Source organism: Sphingomonas sp. 22176 (assembly GCF_052045505.1).
GTDB lineage: Bacteria > Pseudomonadota > Alphaproteobacteria > Sphingomonadales > Sphingomonadaceae > Sphingomonas.
Genome location: NZ_JBQEPL010000003.1, coordinates 449,415 through 467,739 on the forward strand (window position 1 = coordinate 449,415; position 18,325 = coordinate 467,739).

Here is an 18,325-nt window from a genome sequence, read left to right on the forward strand (position 1 = left end):
GTCCAAGGCGTCAGCTCTCCACGACCTGACCCGCCGGCGGCACGCGGACGATGAAATGGCCCTTCACACCCTGCGGCCACTGCGCAAACGGCACCTTGCCATGCTCGCTGGCCGCATAGGCGGCGGCATAATCGAGGATTGCCCGCGCGGCCTCGGCATCGGGCGTGAACCTGCCCAGCACATAGCCGATCTTGTCGGGCGCGCGCAGGTGCACCGTGCAATGCTCGTTGCAGGCGAACAGGCACGGCATCTGCTGGATGGCGATGCCGGCATAGCGCGGATCGCCGTCGCGGGTTTCCGTCAGGACGTCGGCGAGCACGGCGCCGCCGCGGCGGCCCTGGTCGTCCTCCCGCGCCTCGGCGCTGACGCGGCAGGTGTTGCACACGACGATCGCGGTACCGTCTTCAACCGGGGTAAGCATTGGAATCTCCTGATGGGTCAGCGTTCGAACAGCCGGTCGGCGAGCGGCTCGCGCGCTTGCCAGCCACGGCGTTCGAGTTCGGGGGTTTCAGCGGGCGTCTCCGGGTAGCCGAGGCACAGCAAGGCGATCAGCGTCCAGTCGCGCGGCACGTCGAGCAGCGCGGTTACGGCACCGGCATCGAGGATCGATACCCATCCCAGGCCGATGCCGCGCGCGCGGGCGGCGAGCCACAACGTATGGATCGCGGTGACGCAGGAATAGCGCAGCATCTCGGGCATGGTGGCGATGCCGAGGCCGTGTCCGGCCGCCGGGCGCTCGTCGCAGAAGACCGCGAGCAGTTCGGGTGCCTCGCGCAGACCGTGGAGCTTGAGCGCGCGATAGGCGTCGCGCCTCCCCTCCGCATAGCCGGCAGCGGCACGGGCGTTCTCTGCGTCGACATGGGTCGCCAGCGCCTCGCGCAGCGCCGGGGTGCGGAGCCGCACGAAGCGCCAGGGCTGCGCATTGCCGACCGAGGGTGCGAGCGCGGCGGCTTCCAGCAGTGCCGTCATGTCCGCCGGTGCGATCGGCCGCGCGGCGAAGTGCCGCACATCGCGGCGCCAGCGCAGCAGCGTGTCGAACTGGCCGAGGAAGGCCGCATCGAAGGCAGGGGCGCTGCTCAGAACTCGATCCCCTTCTGCGCCTTCACGCCCGAACGGAACGGGTGCTTCACCTGCGTCATCTCGGTGACCAGATCGGCGGCTTCGATCAGCGCATCGGGGGCGTTGCGGCCGGTGACGATGACGTGCGTCATAGGCGGACGCGCTTCGAGCACCGCCAGCACCTCGTCGAGCGGCAGATAGTCATAGCGCAGCGCGATGTTGAGCTCGTCCGCCAGCACCATGTCGTAGGACGGATCGGCGATCATCCGCCGCACCTCTTCCCACGCTGTCCGCGTGACGGCGATGTCGCGGGCGCGGTCCTGGGTGTCCCAGGTGAAGCCCTCCCCCATCGGCTTGAACTCGACCTGCTCGGGGAAGGCATCGAATACGGCCTTCTCGCCGGTCATCATCGCACCCTTGATGAACTGGACCACGCCGACCTTCATGCCGTGCCCGATTGCGCGGACGACCATGCCCATGGCGGCGCTGCTCTTGCCCTTGCCCTTGCCGGTATGGACGATCAGGAGGCCCTTTTCCTCGGTCTTGGTCTCCATCATCGTGGCGCGGGCGGCCTGGATCTTGCGCATCTTTTCGGCGTGCGCGGCATCGTCGCGGGTCATTGGGGGGCCTTTCGCAGGAGGTACACGTCCATGATCCAGCCATGGCGGGTGCGGAGGTCGGCGCGGATGGCGGCGATGCGCGGCCCGGCCTCGCCAAGCGGGCCGTGGTCGAGCGCCTGTTGCGGCATGCCGAGATAGGCGCCCCACCAGATGGTGATGTCGGCCGGATCGAGCGTCTCGAACGCGCAGCCGCCGTCCAGCATCACGACCAGCGTCTCTGCCCCGGCCGGCCAGCCATGGCTGCGCAGCAGGCGGCCGGTGGTGATCGTCACCGCGCCGGCGAGCGGGTTGAGCGGGATGGCGTGGGCGGCGGTGAGTGCGTGGATGCTGGTGATGCCGGGCACCACGCGCACCGTCATCTCGGGCAGCCGCGCCGCGATCCGCAGCGTGCTGTCGTAGAGCGACGGGTCGCCCCAGACTAGCAGCGCCACGCTGCCCCCGCCGGGTAGATGCGCGGCGATGGTCGTGCGCCATGCGTCCGCGATGGCGTCGTGCCAGGCATGGACCGCCTGCAGATAGTCCTCGCCCGTCCGCACCGGCATGTCGAACGCGGCGATCGGCATCGGTCGCGTCAGTACCGCGGCGCAGATCGTCTCGCGCAGATCGGCGAGATCGGGGGCATTTTCCTTGCGCGGCACAAGGATCAGGTCGGCGGCATTGAGCGCAGCGATCGCCTCGCCGGTCAGATGCGCCGGGCTGCCCGTGCCGATGCCGATCAGCTGGAGCGCGATCATGCCGCCGCCGCGATCAAGTGGAAGAAGCTGCCGGTGACGTGGCCCCGCACGGACCCGGTTTCCGGGACGGCATTGCCCTCGGCATCGGCAACATCGGCGAGCGGTGCGTCGCTCTGGGAGACGATCGTCGAATAGTGGAATTCATGTCCGGTCAGCCGCGCACCTGCGGGCAAGCCTGCGAGGGGCGCCCGGAGCGTCGCCTGCCGGTAGCCGAGGTGCATCCGCCGCTGGGCATGGCTGGTGACCAGCCCGAGCAGGCCCGCCATGCGATGCGTCTCCCCGGTCTTGTCGACCAGCGCCTCGCCCAGGACCATATAGCCGCCGCACTCGCCATGGACCGGACGATGCTCGGCATGGGCGCGCAGACCGGCAAGAAACGTTCCTGCTGTGGCGATCTTGCCCGCGTGCAACTCGGGATAGCCGCCGGGGAGCCAGACGAGGTCGGCACCGGCATCGGGCGCCTCGTCGGCGAGCGGCGAAAAGGGCAGGATCTCCGCCCCTGCCCGCCGCCATCCTTCGAGCAGATGCGGGTAGAGGAAGGAAAAGGCCGCATCCTGCGCGATTGCGATGCGCTGTGCGGGCGGCGTCGGCAGCGCGATAACCCCACCCGCGCGAGGCTGCGACGTCGATGCCGCAGCCGCCTGCAAGCCGGCGAGGTCGACATGCTCGCGAAGGAACGCCGCATAGTCCGCAATGGTGCGGTCGAGATCCGGATGCTCGACGGCCTGCACCAGCCCCAGATGCCGCTCCGGCAGGACCAGATCGGCACGGCGCGGGAGCGCGCCCAGCACCGGGATACCCGCCGCTTCCATGCCGACCCGAACCAGCCTTTCATGGCGTGGGCTGGCGACGCGGTTGAGGATCACCCCGGCGAACGGCACGGTCGGGTCGAGCCGGGCAAAGCCCAGCGCCGTCGCCGCCGCCGATTGTGCTTGGCCGGACACATCGACCACCAGAACCACCGGCCAGCCATAACGGCGCGCCAGGTCGGCGGTGGCGCCGGTGCCGCTCGCGCCTGCCCGCGCGACACCGTCGAACAGCCCCATCGAGCCTTCGGCCAGCACGAGGTCGCTTTCTCCCGTTTCGCCCGCGAGCGCATCAAGCAGCCCCGCGTCCATCGCCCAGCTGTCGAGATTGTAGGAGGGCCTGCCGCTCGCCACGCGGTGGAACGCCGGGTCGATATAGTCGGGTCCGTTTTTGAACGGCGTGACGGCAACGCCCGCCTCGCGCAGCGCGCGGAGCAGGCCTAGCATCACCGTCGTCTTGCCGGTCCCCGAGGCGGGCGCGGCGATGATCAGGCCGGGTACGCTCATTCGGCGCTGTCCGCGAAGCGCGAGGATGCGTCCTGCGGCCGGAAACGGCGGTCATAGCCGGCGGCGTAGAGGCTGCTTTCGGCAAAGTCCTCAGCTGCCAGCACCGGGCCGACCAGGATCAGCGCCGTGCGCTCCATGCTGCCGGCGATCGCCGCTTCGATCGTCGCCAGCGTGGTGCGGACGATCCGCTCGTCGGGCCAGCTCGCCCGCCACACCACCGCGACGGGGCAGTCCGCGCCATAGGCGGGCAGCAGATCGGCGACGAGCGTCGCAAGATTGTGGATCGACAAATGGATCGCCAGCGTCGCGCCGGTCGCGGCGAAGTTGGTCAGGCTCTCGCGCTGGGGCATCCGGCTCGCGCGACCGGGTGTGCGGGTAAGGACGAGCGACTGGCCGAGCCCGGGCAAGGTCAGCTCCGCCTCCAGCGCGGCGGCGGCGGCGGCGAAGGCAGGCACGCCGGGCGTGACGGTGAACGGGATGCCGAGCGCGCGCAGCCGGCGCAGCTGCTCGCCCATCGCGGACCAGACCGAAAGGTCACCCGAATGCAGCCGGGCGATATCCTGGCCGGCGGCATGCGCGGCGACGATCTCGGCAAGGATCGCGTCGAGGTCCATCGGTGCGGTGTTCACGATCCGGGCCCCGGGCGGGCAATGCGCGAGGATCGCTTCCGGGATCAGCGACCCGGCATAGAGGCAGACCGGGCTCGCCGCGATAAGGTCGCGGCCGCGGAGGGTGAGCAGGTCGGGCGCGCCGGGGCCGGCGCCGATGAAATGGACGGTCATGCGGGAACTCCTTCGGCGATGGCGCAGGTCGCCATGCGGTCGGGGGAAATCTGGCGGGAGACGCGCAGGCGGCCACCCGCTCCGGCGGCGGCGAGCGCCGCGGCTTCGGCGACGCTGCCGGTGCCGTGGGCGGCGAAACTGGCGGCCGAGCGGGTAGGCGTGGTGATGCCCGCCACCGCCTCGACGGCGATGATCGGCAGTCCCAGTGCTTCCAGCAGCGGAGCCTTATCGGCAAGCGTCGCGACATGGGTGACCGGCGGCGCACCCGCCTGCGCCAGCAGTAGCGCCGAACGCAGCGACGCGGCGGTCGCCCCGCTGCGATAGCCGAAGCCGGCGACGATCATCGCGTGACGCTCCACTGCACCACCGGATAGCGGGCCCGCCAGCCATGGCGGCTGCCGAGCGGCACCGCATCGGCCAGTTCGATCCGTAGCAGGCTGCCGCCCCGTTCGCCGTGCCAGGTTGCCAGCAGCGCTTCGGACTCGAGCGTCACCGCGTTCGCAACCAGCCGCGCGCCGACGGGCAGGCGCGCCCAAAGTGCCTCCAGCAGCGCCTGCGAAAGGCCGCCGCCGATGAAGACGGCATCGGGCGAACCCTCGGGCAGATCCGTCGGTGCGCGGCCCTCCAGGACGATCAGGCGATCCGCGCCGAGCCGATGGGCATTGGCACGGGCCCGCTCTGCGCGCACCGGATCGGCTTCGATCGCAACCGCCCGATTGGCGGGATGCGCGAGCAGCCATTCGATGCCGATCGAGCCCGATCCCGCGCCGATGTCCCACAACAGCTCGCCCGGTCGCGGGGCGAGCGCGGACAGGGTTAGCGCCCGCACGGGTTGTTTGGTGAGCTGGCCGTCGGACTCGAACCAGCCGTCGGGCCGGCCCGCCGTCAGCGGCAGCACCGCCCCCGGGCCCGCCGGCTCGATGCCGACGCATACGGGATGGGCGATGTCCCCCCAGGCGAACTCCTCCGCACGCACCGACCGGATCCGCTCGCGCGGTCCACCGAGCGCTTCGAGTACATGCAAGGTCGAAGCGCCGAACCCCGCTTCCGCCAGATAGGCCGCCAGCACCGCGACGGCTGCACCGTCGCGAACCGTCACCACGAGCGGTTGCCCTGGGGCGAGATGCGGCCGCAACTGGCTGAACGGTGCGGCGTGCAATCCAAGACAGTGGATATCCTGCATCGCCCAACCCAGTCGCGCCGCCGCGAGTGCAAAGCTCGACGGCGCTGGCTGCGCGATCCATTCTTCGCGGGCGAGACGCCGCGTGATGCTGGTGCCCGCGCCGAACCAGAAGGGATCGCCCGAGGCGAGTAGCACCACCCGGCGGCCGCGCTCGGCGAGAAGCAGGGGTATGCCCTCGGCAAAGGGCACTGGCCATGCGCGCGCTTCGCACCTAAGCGCCGGCAGCAACGACAGGTGTCGGGCGGCGCCGAAGACTAGCTCGGCCCTTTCCAGCGCCGCGCGGGCGGCGGCGGACAGGCCGTCGGCGCCGTCCTCGCCAAGTCCGATGATGGTGAGCCAGGGAAGATCAGCCATGCCGAACGTCCTGCTGCTGGGCGGCACCACCGAAGCGAGCGCGCTGGCGCGGCTGCTGGCGGACCGCGGCGTGGCCGCGACGCTCAGCTATGCGGGGCGCACCGAGGCACCGCGTTCGCAGCCGATCCCGGTGCGGGTCGGCGGTTTCGGTGGCGCCGAAGGACTGGCCGCGTACCTGCGCGAGGCGCGCGTGACGCATCTGGTCGACGCGACCCATCCCTTTGCTGCGACGATGAGCGCCAACGCCGTCGCGGCGGCGCGCTTGGCCGGCATCCCGCTGCTCGCCCTCACCCGCTCCGCCTGGGTGCCGGTCCCGGGCGACCAGTGGACGCGCGTCGCAGATATCGAGGACGCCGTGGCGGCGCTCGCCGGGCCGCCGCGTCGCATCCTGCTGGCGCTCGGCCGGATGCATATCGGCGACTTCGCGGCGATGCCGCAGCACCATTATGTCCTGCGCTTCGTCGATGCGCCGACGACGCCCCCCCTTCTCCCGGATCACACGCTGGTCGTCGATCGCGGACCCTTCACGCCCGAGGGCGACCGCGCGCTGCTGGAGGCACACGGCATCGATCTGGTCGTCTGCAAGAATGCCGGTGGCAGCGGTGCCGAGGCGAAGCTGGTCGCGGCCCGCGCACTCGGCATCCCGGTGCTGATGATCGACCGCCCCGCGCTGCCGCCCCGCGCCGAGGTCACCGAGCCGGCGGCGGTGCTGGAATGGCTGGGTCATGCTCCCGCTCCCACCGAGCGCGGGGTGTAGAGGATCGGCCGCGCGGCACCCTGGATCCAGCGCGTCTGGCTCGATCCCACGATCACCATGGTCCGCATGTCGGCCATCTCGGGCGTAGCCGCGCCAAGCTGCACGATGCGCAGCGCTTCCTCGGGCGTGGAGACCGCGCGCGCGAACAGGATCGGGCGGTCCGGGCCGCAGACGTCCAGCAACAGTTCCAGCACCCGCGCGAAGCCGTGCGGCCGTGCCTTGGAGCGCGGGTTGTAGAAGGCCATCGCGAAATCGGCCTCGGCCGCGAGCCGCAGCCGCTTTTCGATCAGCGTCCAGGGCTTGAGATTGTCCGACAGGTTGATCGCGCAGAAGTCATGGCCGAGCGGCGCCCCTGCCCGCGCGCTCGCCGCGAGCATCGCGGTGATCCCGGGCAGCACGCGGATGTCGAGTGCACGCCATGTCTGCAACCCCGCTTCGAGCGCCTCGAACACCGCCGCCGCCATCGCGAACACGCCCGGATCGCCCGAGGAGACCACCACCACCCGCCGCCCCTGCGCGGCAAGATCGAGCGCAAGCGCGGCGCGGTCCAGCTCCACGCGATTGTCTGAGGCATGCAGCGTCAGCCCTGCGCGCGGCGCCACCCGCGCGACATAGGGGATATAGCCGATGACGTCGGTTGCCTCCGCCAGCGCCGCGGTGACCTCGGGCGTCACCAGCGTTTCGTCTCCCGGCCCCAACCCGGCTATGGCTAGCCAGCCGCTCATGGGCGTCGCCCTCGGCCATGGATCAGCAGGATCGAGAAATAGGGCGTGACGCTGGTCGCCTCAGCGAGCGGGGTCACCTTTTGCTCGGGCATCGCGGCGTGCTCGACCAGCCAGGCCTCGGCCTCACGCCCCGCCGCCGCCACCGCCCCTCGGAGCTTGGCGAGGTTGCGCCCGATCTTCATCACCACCAGCGCATCGGTGTCGCGGATGCGGTGGACGAGTTCCTCTTCGGGCAGCGTCGCCATCGCGATCGTCAGCACGTCGTCGCCCCAGGTGATCGGCTGACCGGTCGCGTTCCATGCCCCCGCCATGCCGGTAATGCCCGGCACCACCGCCACCGGCACCTGCCCCGACAGCCGGGAATGGAGGTGCATGAACGAACCGTAGAAGAAGGGGTCGCCCTCGCACAGCACCACCACGTCCTCGCCGGCGCGGGACAGCGCCAGCAGTCGCTCGGTGCATTCGGCGTAAAAGGCGGACAGACAGGCATTGTAGCGTGGGTCAGCGACCGGGATTTCGGTCGTCACCGGATATTCCATCGGCAGCTCGATCGCGTCGGGGCGGAGCATGCCGCCGGCGATCCGTCGCGCTTGGCCGGGCCGCCCCGCCTTGCGGAAGTAGGCGACATGGCGCGCACCACGCACCAATCTGTCGGCGCGAACGCTCAGCAGGTCGGGCGCGCCGGGGCCGAGGCCGACGCCGTGGATCGTCCCCAGGCTCATTCGGCGCGGCTCGCCAGTGCGTTGACCGCTGCGACGGTGATCGCGCTGCCGCCCAGCCGCCCCTCGACGATGCAACAGGGGGCCGGCGGCGCGGCCCAGAGCGCCGCCTTCGACTCCACCGCGCCGACGAACCCCACGGGGCAACCGATGATCGCGGCGGGACGCGGACAGTGCGGATCCTCCAGCATGTTCAACAGGTGGAACAGCGCGGTCGGCGCATTACCGATCGCCACCACCGCCCCGGCAAGCTGCGGTCGCCACAGCTCCAGGGCTGCGGCAGAACGGGTGTTCGCCATTTCCTTCGCGAGCGTGGGCACCTGCGGGTCGTGCAGCGTGCAAAGCACGCGGTTGTCGGCAGGAAGTCGCCCGCGCGTGATTCCTTCGGACACCATCCGCGCATCGCACAGGATCGGCGCGCCTGCCGCCAGCGCCGCCCGCGCCGCTTGGGCGAAGCCGGGCGAAAAGCGGAGGTGCGGCGCCAGCCCGACCATGCCGGCGGCGTGGATCATCCGCACCGCGACCGGCTCCTCCTCGGGCGAGAAGCGGGCGAGATCGGCTTCGGCGCGGATGGTCGCGAACGACTGGCGGTAGATGGCGGCGCCATCGGTTTCGTAGCAATGCGGCATCAATCGGTTCCGAAAAGAGCAAGCAGCGTGTCGGGGGTGAGGCCCCTGTGGCTGGGTGGCGCCCCGGCGCGGGCATCGAAGGCGAGGTCGTACCGGCCGTCGCGCCCTGTCACGACCACCTCGGCGGCCTGCGCCCGCGCGCAGCCCTTCGCGCAGCCCGAAACGTGGAGCCGTCCGGGGACCAGCGGCGCGAGCGCGCGCGCCAGCGTCCGGGTCTCGACACTGGCCTGCGGACAGGCCGGCGCGCCGACACAGGCATCGGCACGCAGCAGCGGATCGGCGGGATCGCCAATCAGGCCGGTTGCCTGCAGCCCGACACCTTCGGCCAGGATGGTGCGCCAGGGCGTTATCCGGATGCCGGTGACTGCCCCGACCGCCGCACCCGCCAGCGCCGCGGCGTCCAGTTGCCCGAACGGCACTGCCAGCGCGGTACCCAGCGGGTGCCGGCCCGGCGCGATCGGTCCGACCGGCGCGGCGGGGGCAATGTGCTCGGCTGCCCAGCTCGGTAGCGGTGCGGCGTGGCGCACCATGCGACCCGATGCGGCACCGCCGGTCTCGACAAACCAATGCGCCAGCCGAACGAGCGCGGCGGCTTCATCGCCTACGGCCACGAACGCGCCGTTCGTGCGTCCGTCTGCGCGAAGGATCAGGCCCCCCGCGCCGTCGCGCTCGATGCGGAAATCGCCCGGGGCATCGGAGAGCAGCGGCCGAGGGCCCGCGTCGACCACGAATCCCATCTTGCCCGGCAAGACCGGCACTGCATCGAGTGCAGCGAGAAGATCGACCGCAATGCGATGCGTGTCGTCGCCCGCCTGCCAATCGGGTGCGACCAGCACGTTGCGGCGCTTCTCCGCTTCAGGATCGGCATCGACAAGGTCCAGCGCGATCAGTCGCTCGACCAGCGTCCGCCATCCCGCTTCGGTGACTCCGCGTATCTGCAGGTTGCCGCGGCTGGTCAGGTCGATCAGGCCGTTGCCATGCGCCAGCGCCACTTCGCACAGGCCCAGCAGCTGCGCCCGCGTCAGCCGCGCGAGCCGCGGCTTCACGCGCACCAGCAGACCGTCCCCCGCCGCCATGGGCCGCCAGGCATCGGGACACCAGCCGCGGACCTGGGAGCCACTCATGCCGCCCCTCCAAGGTCCGACAGGATCGAGTTGCGGCGGGTCTGCCACAGCCCGGCAGCGTGCAGCGCCGCGAACCGCGCCTCCATCGCCGCCAGTGCCGCCGGGTTCTCGCGGGCCAGGAAGTCGCGCAACTCGGCGTCGCCGAGCGTGGCGTCATGATACAGGTCGAAGAGCTGCGGCGGCACCGCGCCGGCCAGATGCGCGAAGGCGCCGAGATGGTCGAGCGTCGCCGCGATCTCGGCCGCGCCGCGGAAGCCGTGGCGGCACATGCCGGCGATCCAGCCAGGGTTTGCCGCGCGCGATCGGACGATGCGGGCGATCTCCTCGGTAAGCGGCCGCGCGACCGGTCGTTCGGGATCGCGCGCGTCGAGATGGTAGAGCGCAGCCGACCCCCCGCTGAGCGCCTTGGCCGCGGCGAACCCGGCTTCGTGTGCGGCATAATCGGCTGCGAGCAGCAGATCAGTCTCGGTCAGATCCTGCAAGTGCACGAACGCGTCCGCGGCGGCGACTCTCGCGCGTAGCCCCGCGGGATCGGCCAACGCCTCTTTCCCATCGAACGTGTGGTCGGATGCGGCAAGCCATGCCTCGCCCGCCGTGCGCCGCGCGTCCTCCGTATAGGTCTCCGCCGCATCGCCCATGCCCAGCCCATAGCTGCCCGGACGCGGACCATAGACGCGCGCGCCGGCATCCTTGCCGGCGAACGGGTTCCATTCGGGCGGCTCGTCGCGTGCCGCCAGCGCGCGGACCGCCTGGCCGAACAGCTGCGGCAGCGCGGGAAAGGCGTCGCGGAACAGGCCGGAGACGCGCAGGGTCACGTCGATCCGCGGCCGATCGAGCAGCGCGAGCGGCAGGATCTCGACGCCCGTCACCCGTTCCGACGCCGTGTCCCACACCGGCGCAGCGCCGAGTAGATGCAGCGCCATCGCGAATTCTTCGCCGGCGGTGCGCATCGTCGCCGAGCCCCATAGGTCGACTACGAGGCCCTTAGGATAGTCGCCATGATCCTGGAGGTGGCGGCGGATCAGCTCGTCGGCGAGAACGATGCCCTGCGCATGCGCGGCGCGGCTGGGCACGGCGCGCGGGTCGATCGTGTAGAGATTGCGCCCGGTCGGCAGCACGTCGGTGCGGCCGCGGAAGGGCGAGCCCGACGGACCCGCTGCCACTCGCTGGCCGGCCAGGCCCGCAAGCAGTCCTGCGCGCTCCTCGGACCCACACGTCCCGCGGCCGAACACATGCAATCCGTCGCCGAACTGGCCTTCCTTCACGTCGCAGACGAACCGGTCGATGCGGGTAATCGCCTCGGCACTGCTAGCGGCGCCGTCGAGCCCCAGTTCCGCTTCGAGCCCCACGGCGCGGGCTTCGTCGCGGATCGCGGTCTGGAGGCGATCACGCCGTGCGGGGTCGAGGCCGACGGCGTTCGAAAATTCGTCCAGCAGCGCCTCGATGCGGCCGAGACCGGCGCCCGTCCCCGCCGTCTTCAATGCGGGCGGCAAATGGCCGATGGTGACGGCGCCGGTGCGCCGCTTGGCCTGCGCCGCTTCGCCGGGATCGTTGACGATGAAGGGGTAGAGGATCGGCATCCCGCCGGTGAGCGCCTCGGGCCAGCAGGCGTCGGATAGCGCCACCGCCTTGCCGGGCAGCCATTCCAGCGTGCCATGCGCGCCGATATGAACAAGGGCGTCGATGCCCTGCGCCTTCAGCCACAGGTAGAAGGCGACATAGCCATGCCGCGGCACCCGGCCGACATCGTGATAGCTATCCTCGCGCGTCGCCGGATCGCCGCGTTCGGGCTGGAGCGCGATCAGCAGCCTGCCGGCGCGGGTCGCCGGGAAGTGGAGCGCACCGTCGCTCGCAGCAGGATCGGCCTCGGGTTCGCCCCAAGCGTCGTGGAGAGCGATGCGCAACGCTTCCGGCAGCCGGGCGAGCGCCTGCGCATAGTCCGCGATCGGCCAGTGCAGCGTCTCCGCCTGCAGGCGGCCCGCGAGCCCCTCGATCGTCTCCCCCAGATCGGCGGCGATGGCTTCGGCAGAGGCCAGCGCGTCGAGGCCCACGGCATGGGCGAGCTGATAGGTCTTGCCCGGATAGGTGGAGAGCAGCAGCGCGATGCTACGGTCGGCGGCGGGCCCGGCGGCGAGCGCGATCCAGCCCGCGACGCGGTCGACGATCGCCGTCACGCGGTCGGGATCGGCGCGGTGGACGGTTCGGGCGAAGCCGAGTTCTGGGTCGCGCGCCTCGGCCTTCTTGAAGCTGACCACCCCGGCAAAGATGCGCCCGTCGACTTCCGGCAGCACGACGTGCATCGCCAGATCGGCCGGGGACAGGCCGCGATCGGCCCCCGCCCACACTGCACGCGAGGCGGTGGCGAGCGCGAGCTGGAACACCGGCACGCCGGCGGCATCGAGCGGCGAGCGGCCGTGCTCGTCCCGGGCGGAGAATGCGGTGGCGTTGACGATCGCGGCTGGCGCGAGATCGCGCACCCAAGTCTCGACGAACGCGCGCGCCTCAGGCGCCTTGAGCGAGGGGACGAAGATCGAGAGCGTGCCGAAACCCTTGGCCGCAAACGCCGCGTGCAGCGCCTCGAACGGATCGACGTCGCAAGCCGCGAGATAGGAACGGTAGAAGACGATCAGCACCAGCGGCTTGTCCGCCCGTCGCCACGGACATGTTTCGGGGACGGGCGGCGCGCTCTCGCGGGCCTGGCGGTCGGCGGGGCGGAAGGCGCCGAGCTCAGGATGCCAGAAGCCGAAAGCCGGCAACGGGGTGTAGGGCGCGCGCGCGGCCGATTGCAGCCCCGCCGCCTCGGCCAGCACCACCAGCGCCGCCCCTGCCGCGTCGGCGCCGCCCGCGTCGCATAGCCGCGCAAGCTCGCGCAGCACTGCCATCGGCACCGTCGATGCGGCATCCAGCCGTTCGTCCGGCCGCCCGTCGGCCGGTAGCACCGCAAGCGCGATGCCCCGCTCCCGCGCCAGCGCCTCCACCTGCTGGAGGCCATAGCTCCAATAGGGCATGCCGCCGATCAGCCGGATCAGGATCGCCTTGGCACCCGTCAGCGTCCGCTCGACATAGGTATCGACCGAGAGCGGGTGCATCAGCGCCGCGAGGTTCGCCAGCCGCAGCGACGGCAGCGCGCCCTCGCCCGCACGCCATGCCGCCGCGAATGCGCCGAGGTCGCTGTCGGAAAAGGACAGCACCACCAGGTCCGCGGGCGCCTGCCCGAGGTCCTGGGGCGAGGCGTTCTCCTCCAGCCCGTGCGTTTCGCGGAACAGGACGTGCATCGCCCCTCTGCCTCAGCCGGCCAGTACCGCGCGGAACGCTGCCGGGTCGATATGGTCGTGCTCGGCGATGGCAACGAGGGCCGTGCCGCGCGGCTCGCCCTGACGCCAGAGACGGTCATATTGATGGCGCACGCGGCTGCCGACGGCCTGAACCAGCAGCCGCATCGGCTTGCCGGTCACCGCCGCATAGCCCTTCACCCGCAGCACCTTGTGCTCGCGTGCCAGCCGTTCGATGCGCGCGACCAGCTCCGCCGGATCGGCGATCTCGCCGAAGGTGACGACGGTGCTGTCGAAATCCTCATGCTCGTGGTCGTCGGTGCCGTCATGGTGCGAGGGGCGTGCGGCGAGGTCGTCCTCGGCCGCGGCACCCAGGCCCAGGATAACACGCGGATCGATCGCGCCCTCGCGGATCTCGACCACCGGCACCGACCGAGGCGCCTCCGCCGCGATCACCGCACGGGCGGCTGCGACGCCCTCCGGGCCGGCCAGATCGACCTTGGTCAGCAGCACCATGTCGGCGCAGGCGAGCTGGTCCTCGAACACTTCGGCAAGCGGCGTCTCATGGTCGATGCCCGGGTCGGCGGCGCGCTGCGCTTCCAGCGCCACCAGGTCGGGCGCGAACCGACCCTCGGCGACCGCCTCGGCATCGGCGAGTGCCAGCACCCCGTCCACCGTGATGCGGCTGCGGATCGCCGGCCAGTCGAACGCCTTGAGCAGCGGCTTGGGCAGCGCGAGGCCGGAGGTTTCGATCAGGATGTGGTCGGGGCGCGGCTCAAGCGCGAGCAGGCGCTCGACCGTGGGGATGAAATCGTCGGCGACGGTGCAGCAGATGCAGCCATTGGCCAGCTCGACGATATTCTCCGCCGGGCAGTCGGGGATCGCGCAGGATTTGAGGATCTCGCCGTCGACGCCGAGCGTGCCGAATTCGTTGACGACCACCGCCAGCCGACGCCCCTCGGCGTTCTGGATCAGATGGCGGATCAGCGTCGTCTTGCCGGCGCCGAGAAAGCCGGTGACGATGGTAACGGGGACCTTGGCCAGGTCGGTCATGCATGTCTTCCCCCGCGCCGAGCGAACACGCGGAGGGACTTGCCGGAACCAACGTCCAGCCGGCGCGCGACGACGGGCGGGCGCGACGATCGCCCGGCACCACGCGACCGTGCAGCCCCAGCCGCACAGCTTCGTCGCTCGAACGGAAGCAAGACCGTGCCGCGGCCATCCCCTGGACCAAGGCAAGAGCGACCGTTGCGCCGGCAGGTCTCCTGGCTTGCGGGTCACGGCACGCTGCACGCCTTCCCAGGCCTTAACGGCCCAGTGGCTGCCTCTCCCTGGAGGCCAGTGCATCGCGCTATCCGCTCACAGTTGCAGGGACAGCCGCGGATTTGGGGAAAGCTCCCCGCACCGCATTCCCGATTAAGCCCCATGTCCGGGGCACCGGCGCGATCTTTGCGAAGGCTGCAAAGCCTTCGACCAAGGGCTCTAGACGCGCACCTCGATCTCGTCCAGCCTCTGCCAGCGATAGATGGCGAAGCTGATCAGCCAGCAGCCGACGAACAGGCCGATGATCGCAAAGCCAAGGCCGTTGAAATGCGCGCCGAGATCGGCGGCTAGGCCGAAGGCGCCGCCGGTCCAGCCCATCTTGTCGCCGATCAGCGCCAGCGTCTCGATGCCCCCGATCACGATCGCGACCAGCGCCGAGATCAGCGTGATGGTGACGTTGTAGTAGAGCTTGCGGATCGGCTTGACGAACGCCCATTGATAGGCGCCGAGCATCACCACCCCATCCAGCGTGTCGACCAGCGCCATCCCCGCCGCGAACAGCGCCGGCAGCACCAGCAGCGTGCCGAGCGACACGCCATGCGCCGCCTGCCCCGCCGACATGCCGAGGATCGCCACCTCGGTCGCGGTGTCGAACCCCAGCCCGAACAGGAAGCCGAGCGGCGCCATGTGCCAGCTGTGGCGCACCAGCCGGAACATCGGCCCGAACAGCTTGGACAGCGGCCCGCGCGACGCGAGCAGCAGGTTGAGATCGTCCTCGACATAGGCGCCGCCCGCGCGAACATGGGCAAAGGTCTTCCACACCGCGCGCAGGATGATCAGGTTCATGCCGGCAATCGCGAACAGGAACAGCGCCGAGACGGCGGTGGCGATCACCCCGCCCAGCTCCTTGAATGCTCCCATCCCCGCCAGAGCGCCGGTGGCTAGCGCGATCCCGGCCGAGGCGATGGCGATGATCCCCGAATGGCCGATCGCGAACCACAGGCCGGTGGCGATCGGGCGCTGACCGTCGTTCATCAGCTTACGGGTGACGTTGTCGATCGCTGCAATGTGGTCTGCGTCGACCGCGTGGCGCAGCCCCAGGCCCCAGGCGAGCAATGCGGTGCCGAGCATCAACGGCTGGGCATGGAACAGGGCGAAGGCCCAACCCCAGGCGGCGAGATTGGCCGCGATCAGCCCTGCGAACAGCAGGGCCACGCGCGTACGCAAGGCGAGAACGGACAAGATGCGGCACTCCGGCGGCGTCGTGCGACTTGGCCGGGGCCACCGCGAGCGGCCGGCTGCGCACCTCGGCCGGACGCCTCCGCGACCGAGCCACGCAACCGCGAACGGCCCCAGCCGCTCGTGCGTCGCTCAGACGGAGTACACCGTGCCGCGGCCATCCCCTGGGCCAAGGCAAGAGCGACCGGACGCCGGCAGGTCTCCTGGCTCGCGGGTCACGGCACGCTGCACGCCTTCCCAGGCCGTGCTGGCCCAGTGGCTGCCCCTCAGGTTGAGGCCAGTGCATCGCGCTATCCGCTCACAGTTGCAGGGACAGCCGCGGATTTGGGAGCAAGCCCCCGCACCGCATTCCCGATTAAGCCCCTTTCGAGGCACCGGCGTGATCAGACGCTCGTCGTACGGGAAGCCGCGACGTGGAGCAACCGCCCCTCCGCGCCCGCCCGCAGGAAATGCAGTGCGGAGACGAGGGTCAACCCACCAACCGCAAGCGAGGCAGCATAGCAGCAGGTGATGAAGAAGGGCAGCCAGCGCACTTCCGGGGCGCCGAGGGCATGGACGAGCAGCAGCGCCACGCTGCCGACATAGCCCGAGGCATCGGCGATATAGATCAGGAACCCGGCATTGGCGGCCGTGCCGATCGTGGCGATCATGCGATCGAACAGCATCGCGTTGAACGGCGTGTAGGCGAGGTACAGGCCTGCCCCCGCCACCGTCATCCATGGCAGCGGCGCGAGCAGTCCCGCCTGAAAGGCGAGCGTCGACCCACCCAGGCACAGAGCCCCGAGCAGGATCAGCCCGTGCATCGCCAGTAGTGCGCGCAGATTGTCGCGGATCAGCATCAGCAGCGCGAGCGCGGCCAGCGTGAGCAGCGCGATCGGCAGCTCGCTCGCCGAGAATATTGCCGCCTCGCCGCCATAGCCGAGCGCGGTCCACAGCTCGCGCGCGAAATTGTCGCGCACGTCGCGCAAGGACGTGAGCAGCACATAGCCGATCGCCAGCATCACCAGCGTCGCACCGTGTGCGCGCAGGAAAGCGGCGCGATCGGCGGCCTGCATCGGCACACGGGCGGTGCGCTCGGCCTCGTCGCAGGCGTCCGGCGGCGGCATGCGCTCCAGTTGCCACAGCGCGACCAGCAGCACTGGCACGAAAACCAGGCCGGTCGCTGCCGGCATCCACTGCTCCGCGACACCGGCCGCCATCAGCAGCACCGCCACCGACTTGACCACGCCCGAGGACAGGATGAAGCTTGCGCACAGCATCGCACCGAGCAGCTCGGAGACGCGGCGCCCCTCGACATAGCTGAACACCAGCCCCCAGATCAGCCCCAGCGGCAGGCCGTTGAAGAACAGGCAGGCGACGTTCCACGGCGCCGGGATCAGGGCGAACAGCACCAGCGCGACCCACGACGCGCCGATCAGCCCGAGGATCATTCGCGCCCGTCCCTGCCGCCCGGCTTCGGAGATGACGCCGACGCCGATCAGCTTGGACAGCGCATAGCCGATCACCTGCGCGATCAGCAGCGCCGTCTTGTAGTCGATGGCGAAGTGCCAGCCCGCCACATCGGCATAGGTCGCCACCGCGAACGGCTTGCGGAAGGCATACATCGCGAAATAGGCGCTGAACGCCGCGAGCCCGCCCAGGAAGAGCGTAAACCCCGACGCGGTCCGCGCGGCTCCGCGCGCGGCATCACCGTGCATTGCGATTCCCCATGAAGCGTCGCGCTTGTGGCGAGCCAGCGCGACAGCTTCATGACAGCGAAGTCATGCCCGCATCACCAGGGGCGGACGCGCAGCGCCTCGGCTTCCGCGGCACAGCTTTGCGCATCGGGTCGCGGTGCCGTCGACCGCAGCCGCGCCACTTCCTGCCGCGCAGCCACCAGATCGCGCTGATAGGCGGGCGAGGTCTGGAGCACCGCGAGCACCGAGGCACCGGCCATGTAGCCCGCCTCCACGGCGCTCTTGCTGTGCGAGCCGCAGATCGCGCGACTTTCGCCATATGCCCGTCCACGCGCTAGGAGCGCGCTGGCCTTGTCGGGTATCGCCTGGGCGAGGATCTGTGCCTCCAGCCAGCCATTGGCGGTGTGGCCCGACGGATAGTCGCCGTTGCTCGCCAGATGCGCGGTCTTCGCTTCGCAGATCGGCCCGTCCTCGCGCAGATAGAGGCGCGGCACCTGATAGGCGGCCTTAACCTTGCCGACGACGGGACCGGTGCCCGCTCGCGCGAGCAGCCGCGCCAGCGTGGGGGCGCGCCTGGCATCGAGCACCATGCCCATCGCGCAGGCGTTGCGGCGTAGCGGATCGTTGGTGACGTCGTCGGTGGCGATCCGCCAGCGCGCGCTCCCCTCCAGCTTCCGGGTCGCACGGAACACCGCCATGTCGAGCGCAGCGCTGGGGCTGTCGAGCGCGGGCGGCGGCGGCACAATGGCCATGCCGTCGGGATACTGACCCGCGGCAAGATAGGGAGCGGTGTCGCTTGTCTGGAGCGCCGCGATCAGCAGCGGAAGCGCCGCGAAAAAGCCGCCGCGGATCACGCCGGAAGACCCGATCGGCCGC

18 protein-coding genes and 2 riboswitches are annotated in these 18,325 nt (G+C 70.6%); of the genes, 1 reads left to right on the top strand and 17 read right to left on the bottom strand.

Translation table 11 applies throughout. The features are described 5' to 3' along the window. Nucleotides 1–10 precede the first annotated feature (10 nt). Genes ACTJKY_RS14035 through cbiE form a run of 8 tightly spaced genes read right to left on the bottom strand, consistent with a single transcriptional unit; the run spans nucleotide 11 to nucleotide 6,045 of the window. Nucleotides 11–421 (bottom strand): DUF1636 domain-containing protein, encoded by a 411-nt coding sequence (locus tag ACTJKY_RS14035; RefSeq protein ID WP_440846741.1) that lies wholly within the window; start codon nucleotides 419–421, stop codon nucleotides 11–13. Nucleotides 422–438: 17 nt separating this feature from the next. Continuing rightward, the gene (gene bluB, locus ACTJKY_RS14040; protein WP_440846855.1) at nucleotides 439–1,080 is read right to left on the bottom strand and encodes a 5,6-dimethylbenzimidazole synthase; all 642 of its coding nucleotides are present in this window, start codon (nucleotides 1,078–1,080) and stop codon (nucleotides 439–441) included. Further along, nucleotides 1,077–1,679 (bottom strand): cob(I)yrinic acid a,c-diamide adenosyltransferase, encoded by a 603-nt coding sequence (gene cobO, locus ACTJKY_RS14045; protein WP_440846742.1) that lies wholly within the window; start codon nucleotides 1,677–1,679, stop codon nucleotides 1,077–1,079. Before cobO ends, bluB begins: the two co-directional genes overlap by 4 nt. Next, entirely contained in the window at nucleotides 1,676–2,413 is a 738-nt protein-coding gene (gene cobF, locus ACTJKY_RS14050) for a precorrin-6A synthase (deacetylating) (protein WP_440846743.1), read from the bottom strand. The genes cobO and cobF overlap by 4 nt, the downstream gene beginning before the upstream one ends. After that, a complete protein-coding gene (locus ACTJKY_RS14055; RefSeq protein WP_440846744.1) occupies nucleotides 2,410–3,726 on the bottom strand; it encodes a cobyrinate a,c-diamide synthase in 1,317 nt (438 codons plus the stop codon). The genes cobF and ACTJKY_RS14055 overlap by 4 nt, the downstream gene beginning before the upstream one ends. Further along, a complete protein-coding gene (gene cobM / locus ACTJKY_RS14060) occupies nucleotides 3,723–4,508 on the bottom strand; it encodes a precorrin-4 C(11)-methyltransferase (protein ID WP_440846745.1) in 786 nt (261 codons plus the stop codon). The genes ACTJKY_RS14055 and cobM overlap by 4 nt, the downstream gene beginning before the upstream one ends. Further along, nucleotides 4,505–4,852: a cobalamin biosynthesis protein gene (locus ACTJKY_RS14065; RefSeq protein WP_440846746.1), complete on the bottom strand. Its 348-nt coding sequence runs from the start codon at nucleotides 4,850–4,852 to the stop codon at nucleotides 4,505–4,507. The genes cobM and ACTJKY_RS14065 overlap by 4 nt, the downstream gene beginning before the upstream one ends. Next, nucleotides 4,849–6,045 (bottom strand): precorrin-6y C5,15-methyltransferase (decarboxylating) subunit CbiE, encoded by a 1,197-nt coding sequence (gene cbiE, locus ACTJKY_RS14070; protein ID WP_440846747.1) that lies wholly within the window; start codon nucleotides 6,043–6,045, stop codon nucleotides 4,849–4,851. The genes ACTJKY_RS14065 and cbiE overlap by 4 nt, the downstream gene beginning before the upstream one ends. On the opposite strand from cbiE, the gene ACTJKY_RS14075 reads away from it, so the two are divergent. Further along, the gene (locus ACTJKY_RS14075) at nucleotides 6,044–6,802 is read left to right on the top strand and encodes a cobalt-precorrin-6A reductase (protein WP_440846748.1); all 759 of its coding nucleotides are present in this window, start codon (nucleotides 6,044–6,046) and stop codon (nucleotides 6,800–6,802) included. The genes cbiE and ACTJKY_RS14075 overlap by 2 nt on opposite strands. On the opposite strand, the gene cobJ is transcribed toward ACTJKY_RS14075, so the two are convergent. The 9 genes from cobJ to ACTJKY_RS14120 form a co-directional block, all read right to left on the bottom strand. After that, entirely contained in the window at nucleotides 6,769–7,527 is a 759-nt protein-coding gene (gene cobJ / locus ACTJKY_RS14080) for a precorrin-3B C(17)-methyltransferase (protein ID WP_440846749.1), read from the bottom strand. The genes ACTJKY_RS14075 and cobJ overlap by 34 nt on opposite strands. Continuing rightward, nucleotides 7,524–8,249, bottom strand: coding sequence for a precorrin-2 C(20)-methyltransferase (gene cobI, locus ACTJKY_RS14085; RefSeq protein WP_440846750.1), 726 nt, complete (start codon nucleotides 8,247–8,249; stop codon nucleotides 7,524–7,526). Before cobI ends, cobJ begins: the two co-directional genes overlap by 4 nt. Further along, on the bottom strand, nucleotides 8,246–8,875 hold the full coding sequence (locus tag ACTJKY_RS14090) for a precorrin-8X methylmutase (protein WP_440846751.1): 630 nt from the start codon (nucleotides 8,873–8,875) through the stop codon (nucleotides 8,246–8,248). The genes cobI and ACTJKY_RS14090 overlap by 4 nt, the downstream gene beginning before the upstream one ends. Next, a complete protein-coding gene (locus tag ACTJKY_RS14095; protein ID WP_440846752.1) occupies nucleotides 8,875–9,999 on the bottom strand; it encodes a cobalamin biosynthesis protein CobG in 1,125 nt (374 codons plus the stop codon). The genes ACTJKY_RS14090 and ACTJKY_RS14095 overlap by 1 nt, the downstream gene beginning before the upstream one ends. Next, on the bottom strand, nucleotides 9,996–13,274 hold the full coding sequence (gene cobN / locus ACTJKY_RS14100; RefSeq protein ID WP_440846753.1) for a cobaltochelatase subunit CobN: 3,279 nt from the start codon (nucleotides 13,272–13,274) through the stop codon (nucleotides 9,996–9,998). The genes ACTJKY_RS14095 and cobN overlap by 4 nt, the downstream gene beginning before the upstream one ends. 12 nt (nucleotides 13,275–13,286) lie before the next feature. Beyond that, on the bottom strand, nucleotides 13,287–14,324 hold the full coding sequence (cobW, locus tag ACTJKY_RS14105; protein WP_440846754.1) for a cobalamin biosynthesis protein CobW: 1,038 nt from the start codon (nucleotides 14,322–14,324) through the stop codon (nucleotides 13,287–13,289). A 185-nt stretch (nucleotides 14,325–14,509) separates the two neighbouring features. Next, a riboswitch (cobalamin riboswitch) is annotated at nucleotides 14,510–14,728 on the bottom strand. A gap of 25 nt (nucleotides 14,729–14,753) precedes the next feature. After that, nucleotides 14,754–15,761 (bottom strand): HoxN/HupN/NixA family nickel/cobalt transporter, encoded by a 1,008-nt coding sequence (locus tag ACTJKY_RS14110; RefSeq protein ID WP_440846755.1) that lies wholly within the window; start codon nucleotides 15,759–15,761, stop codon nucleotides 14,754–14,756. A 188-nt stretch (nucleotides 15,762–15,949) separates the two neighbouring features. Beyond that, a riboswitch (cobalamin riboswitch) is annotated at nucleotides 15,950–16,167 on the bottom strand. Beyond that, nucleotides 16,157–17,470 carry a DUF5690 family protein gene (locus ACTJKY_RS14115; protein ID WP_440846756.1) on the bottom strand — a complete coding sequence of 438 codons (1,314 nt, stop codon included), beginning with the start codon at nucleotides 17,468–17,470 and terminating at the stop codon, nucleotides 16,157–16,159. Its footprint overlaps the riboswitch before it by 11 nt. 74 nt (nucleotides 17,471–17,544) lie before the next feature. Next, nucleotides 17,545–18,303, bottom strand: a complete 759-nt coding sequence (locus tag ACTJKY_RS14120; protein ID WP_440846757.1) for an acid phosphatase — start codon at nucleotides 18,301–18,303, stop codon at nucleotides 17,545–17,547. Nucleotides 18,304–18,325: the final 22 nt, after the last annotated feature.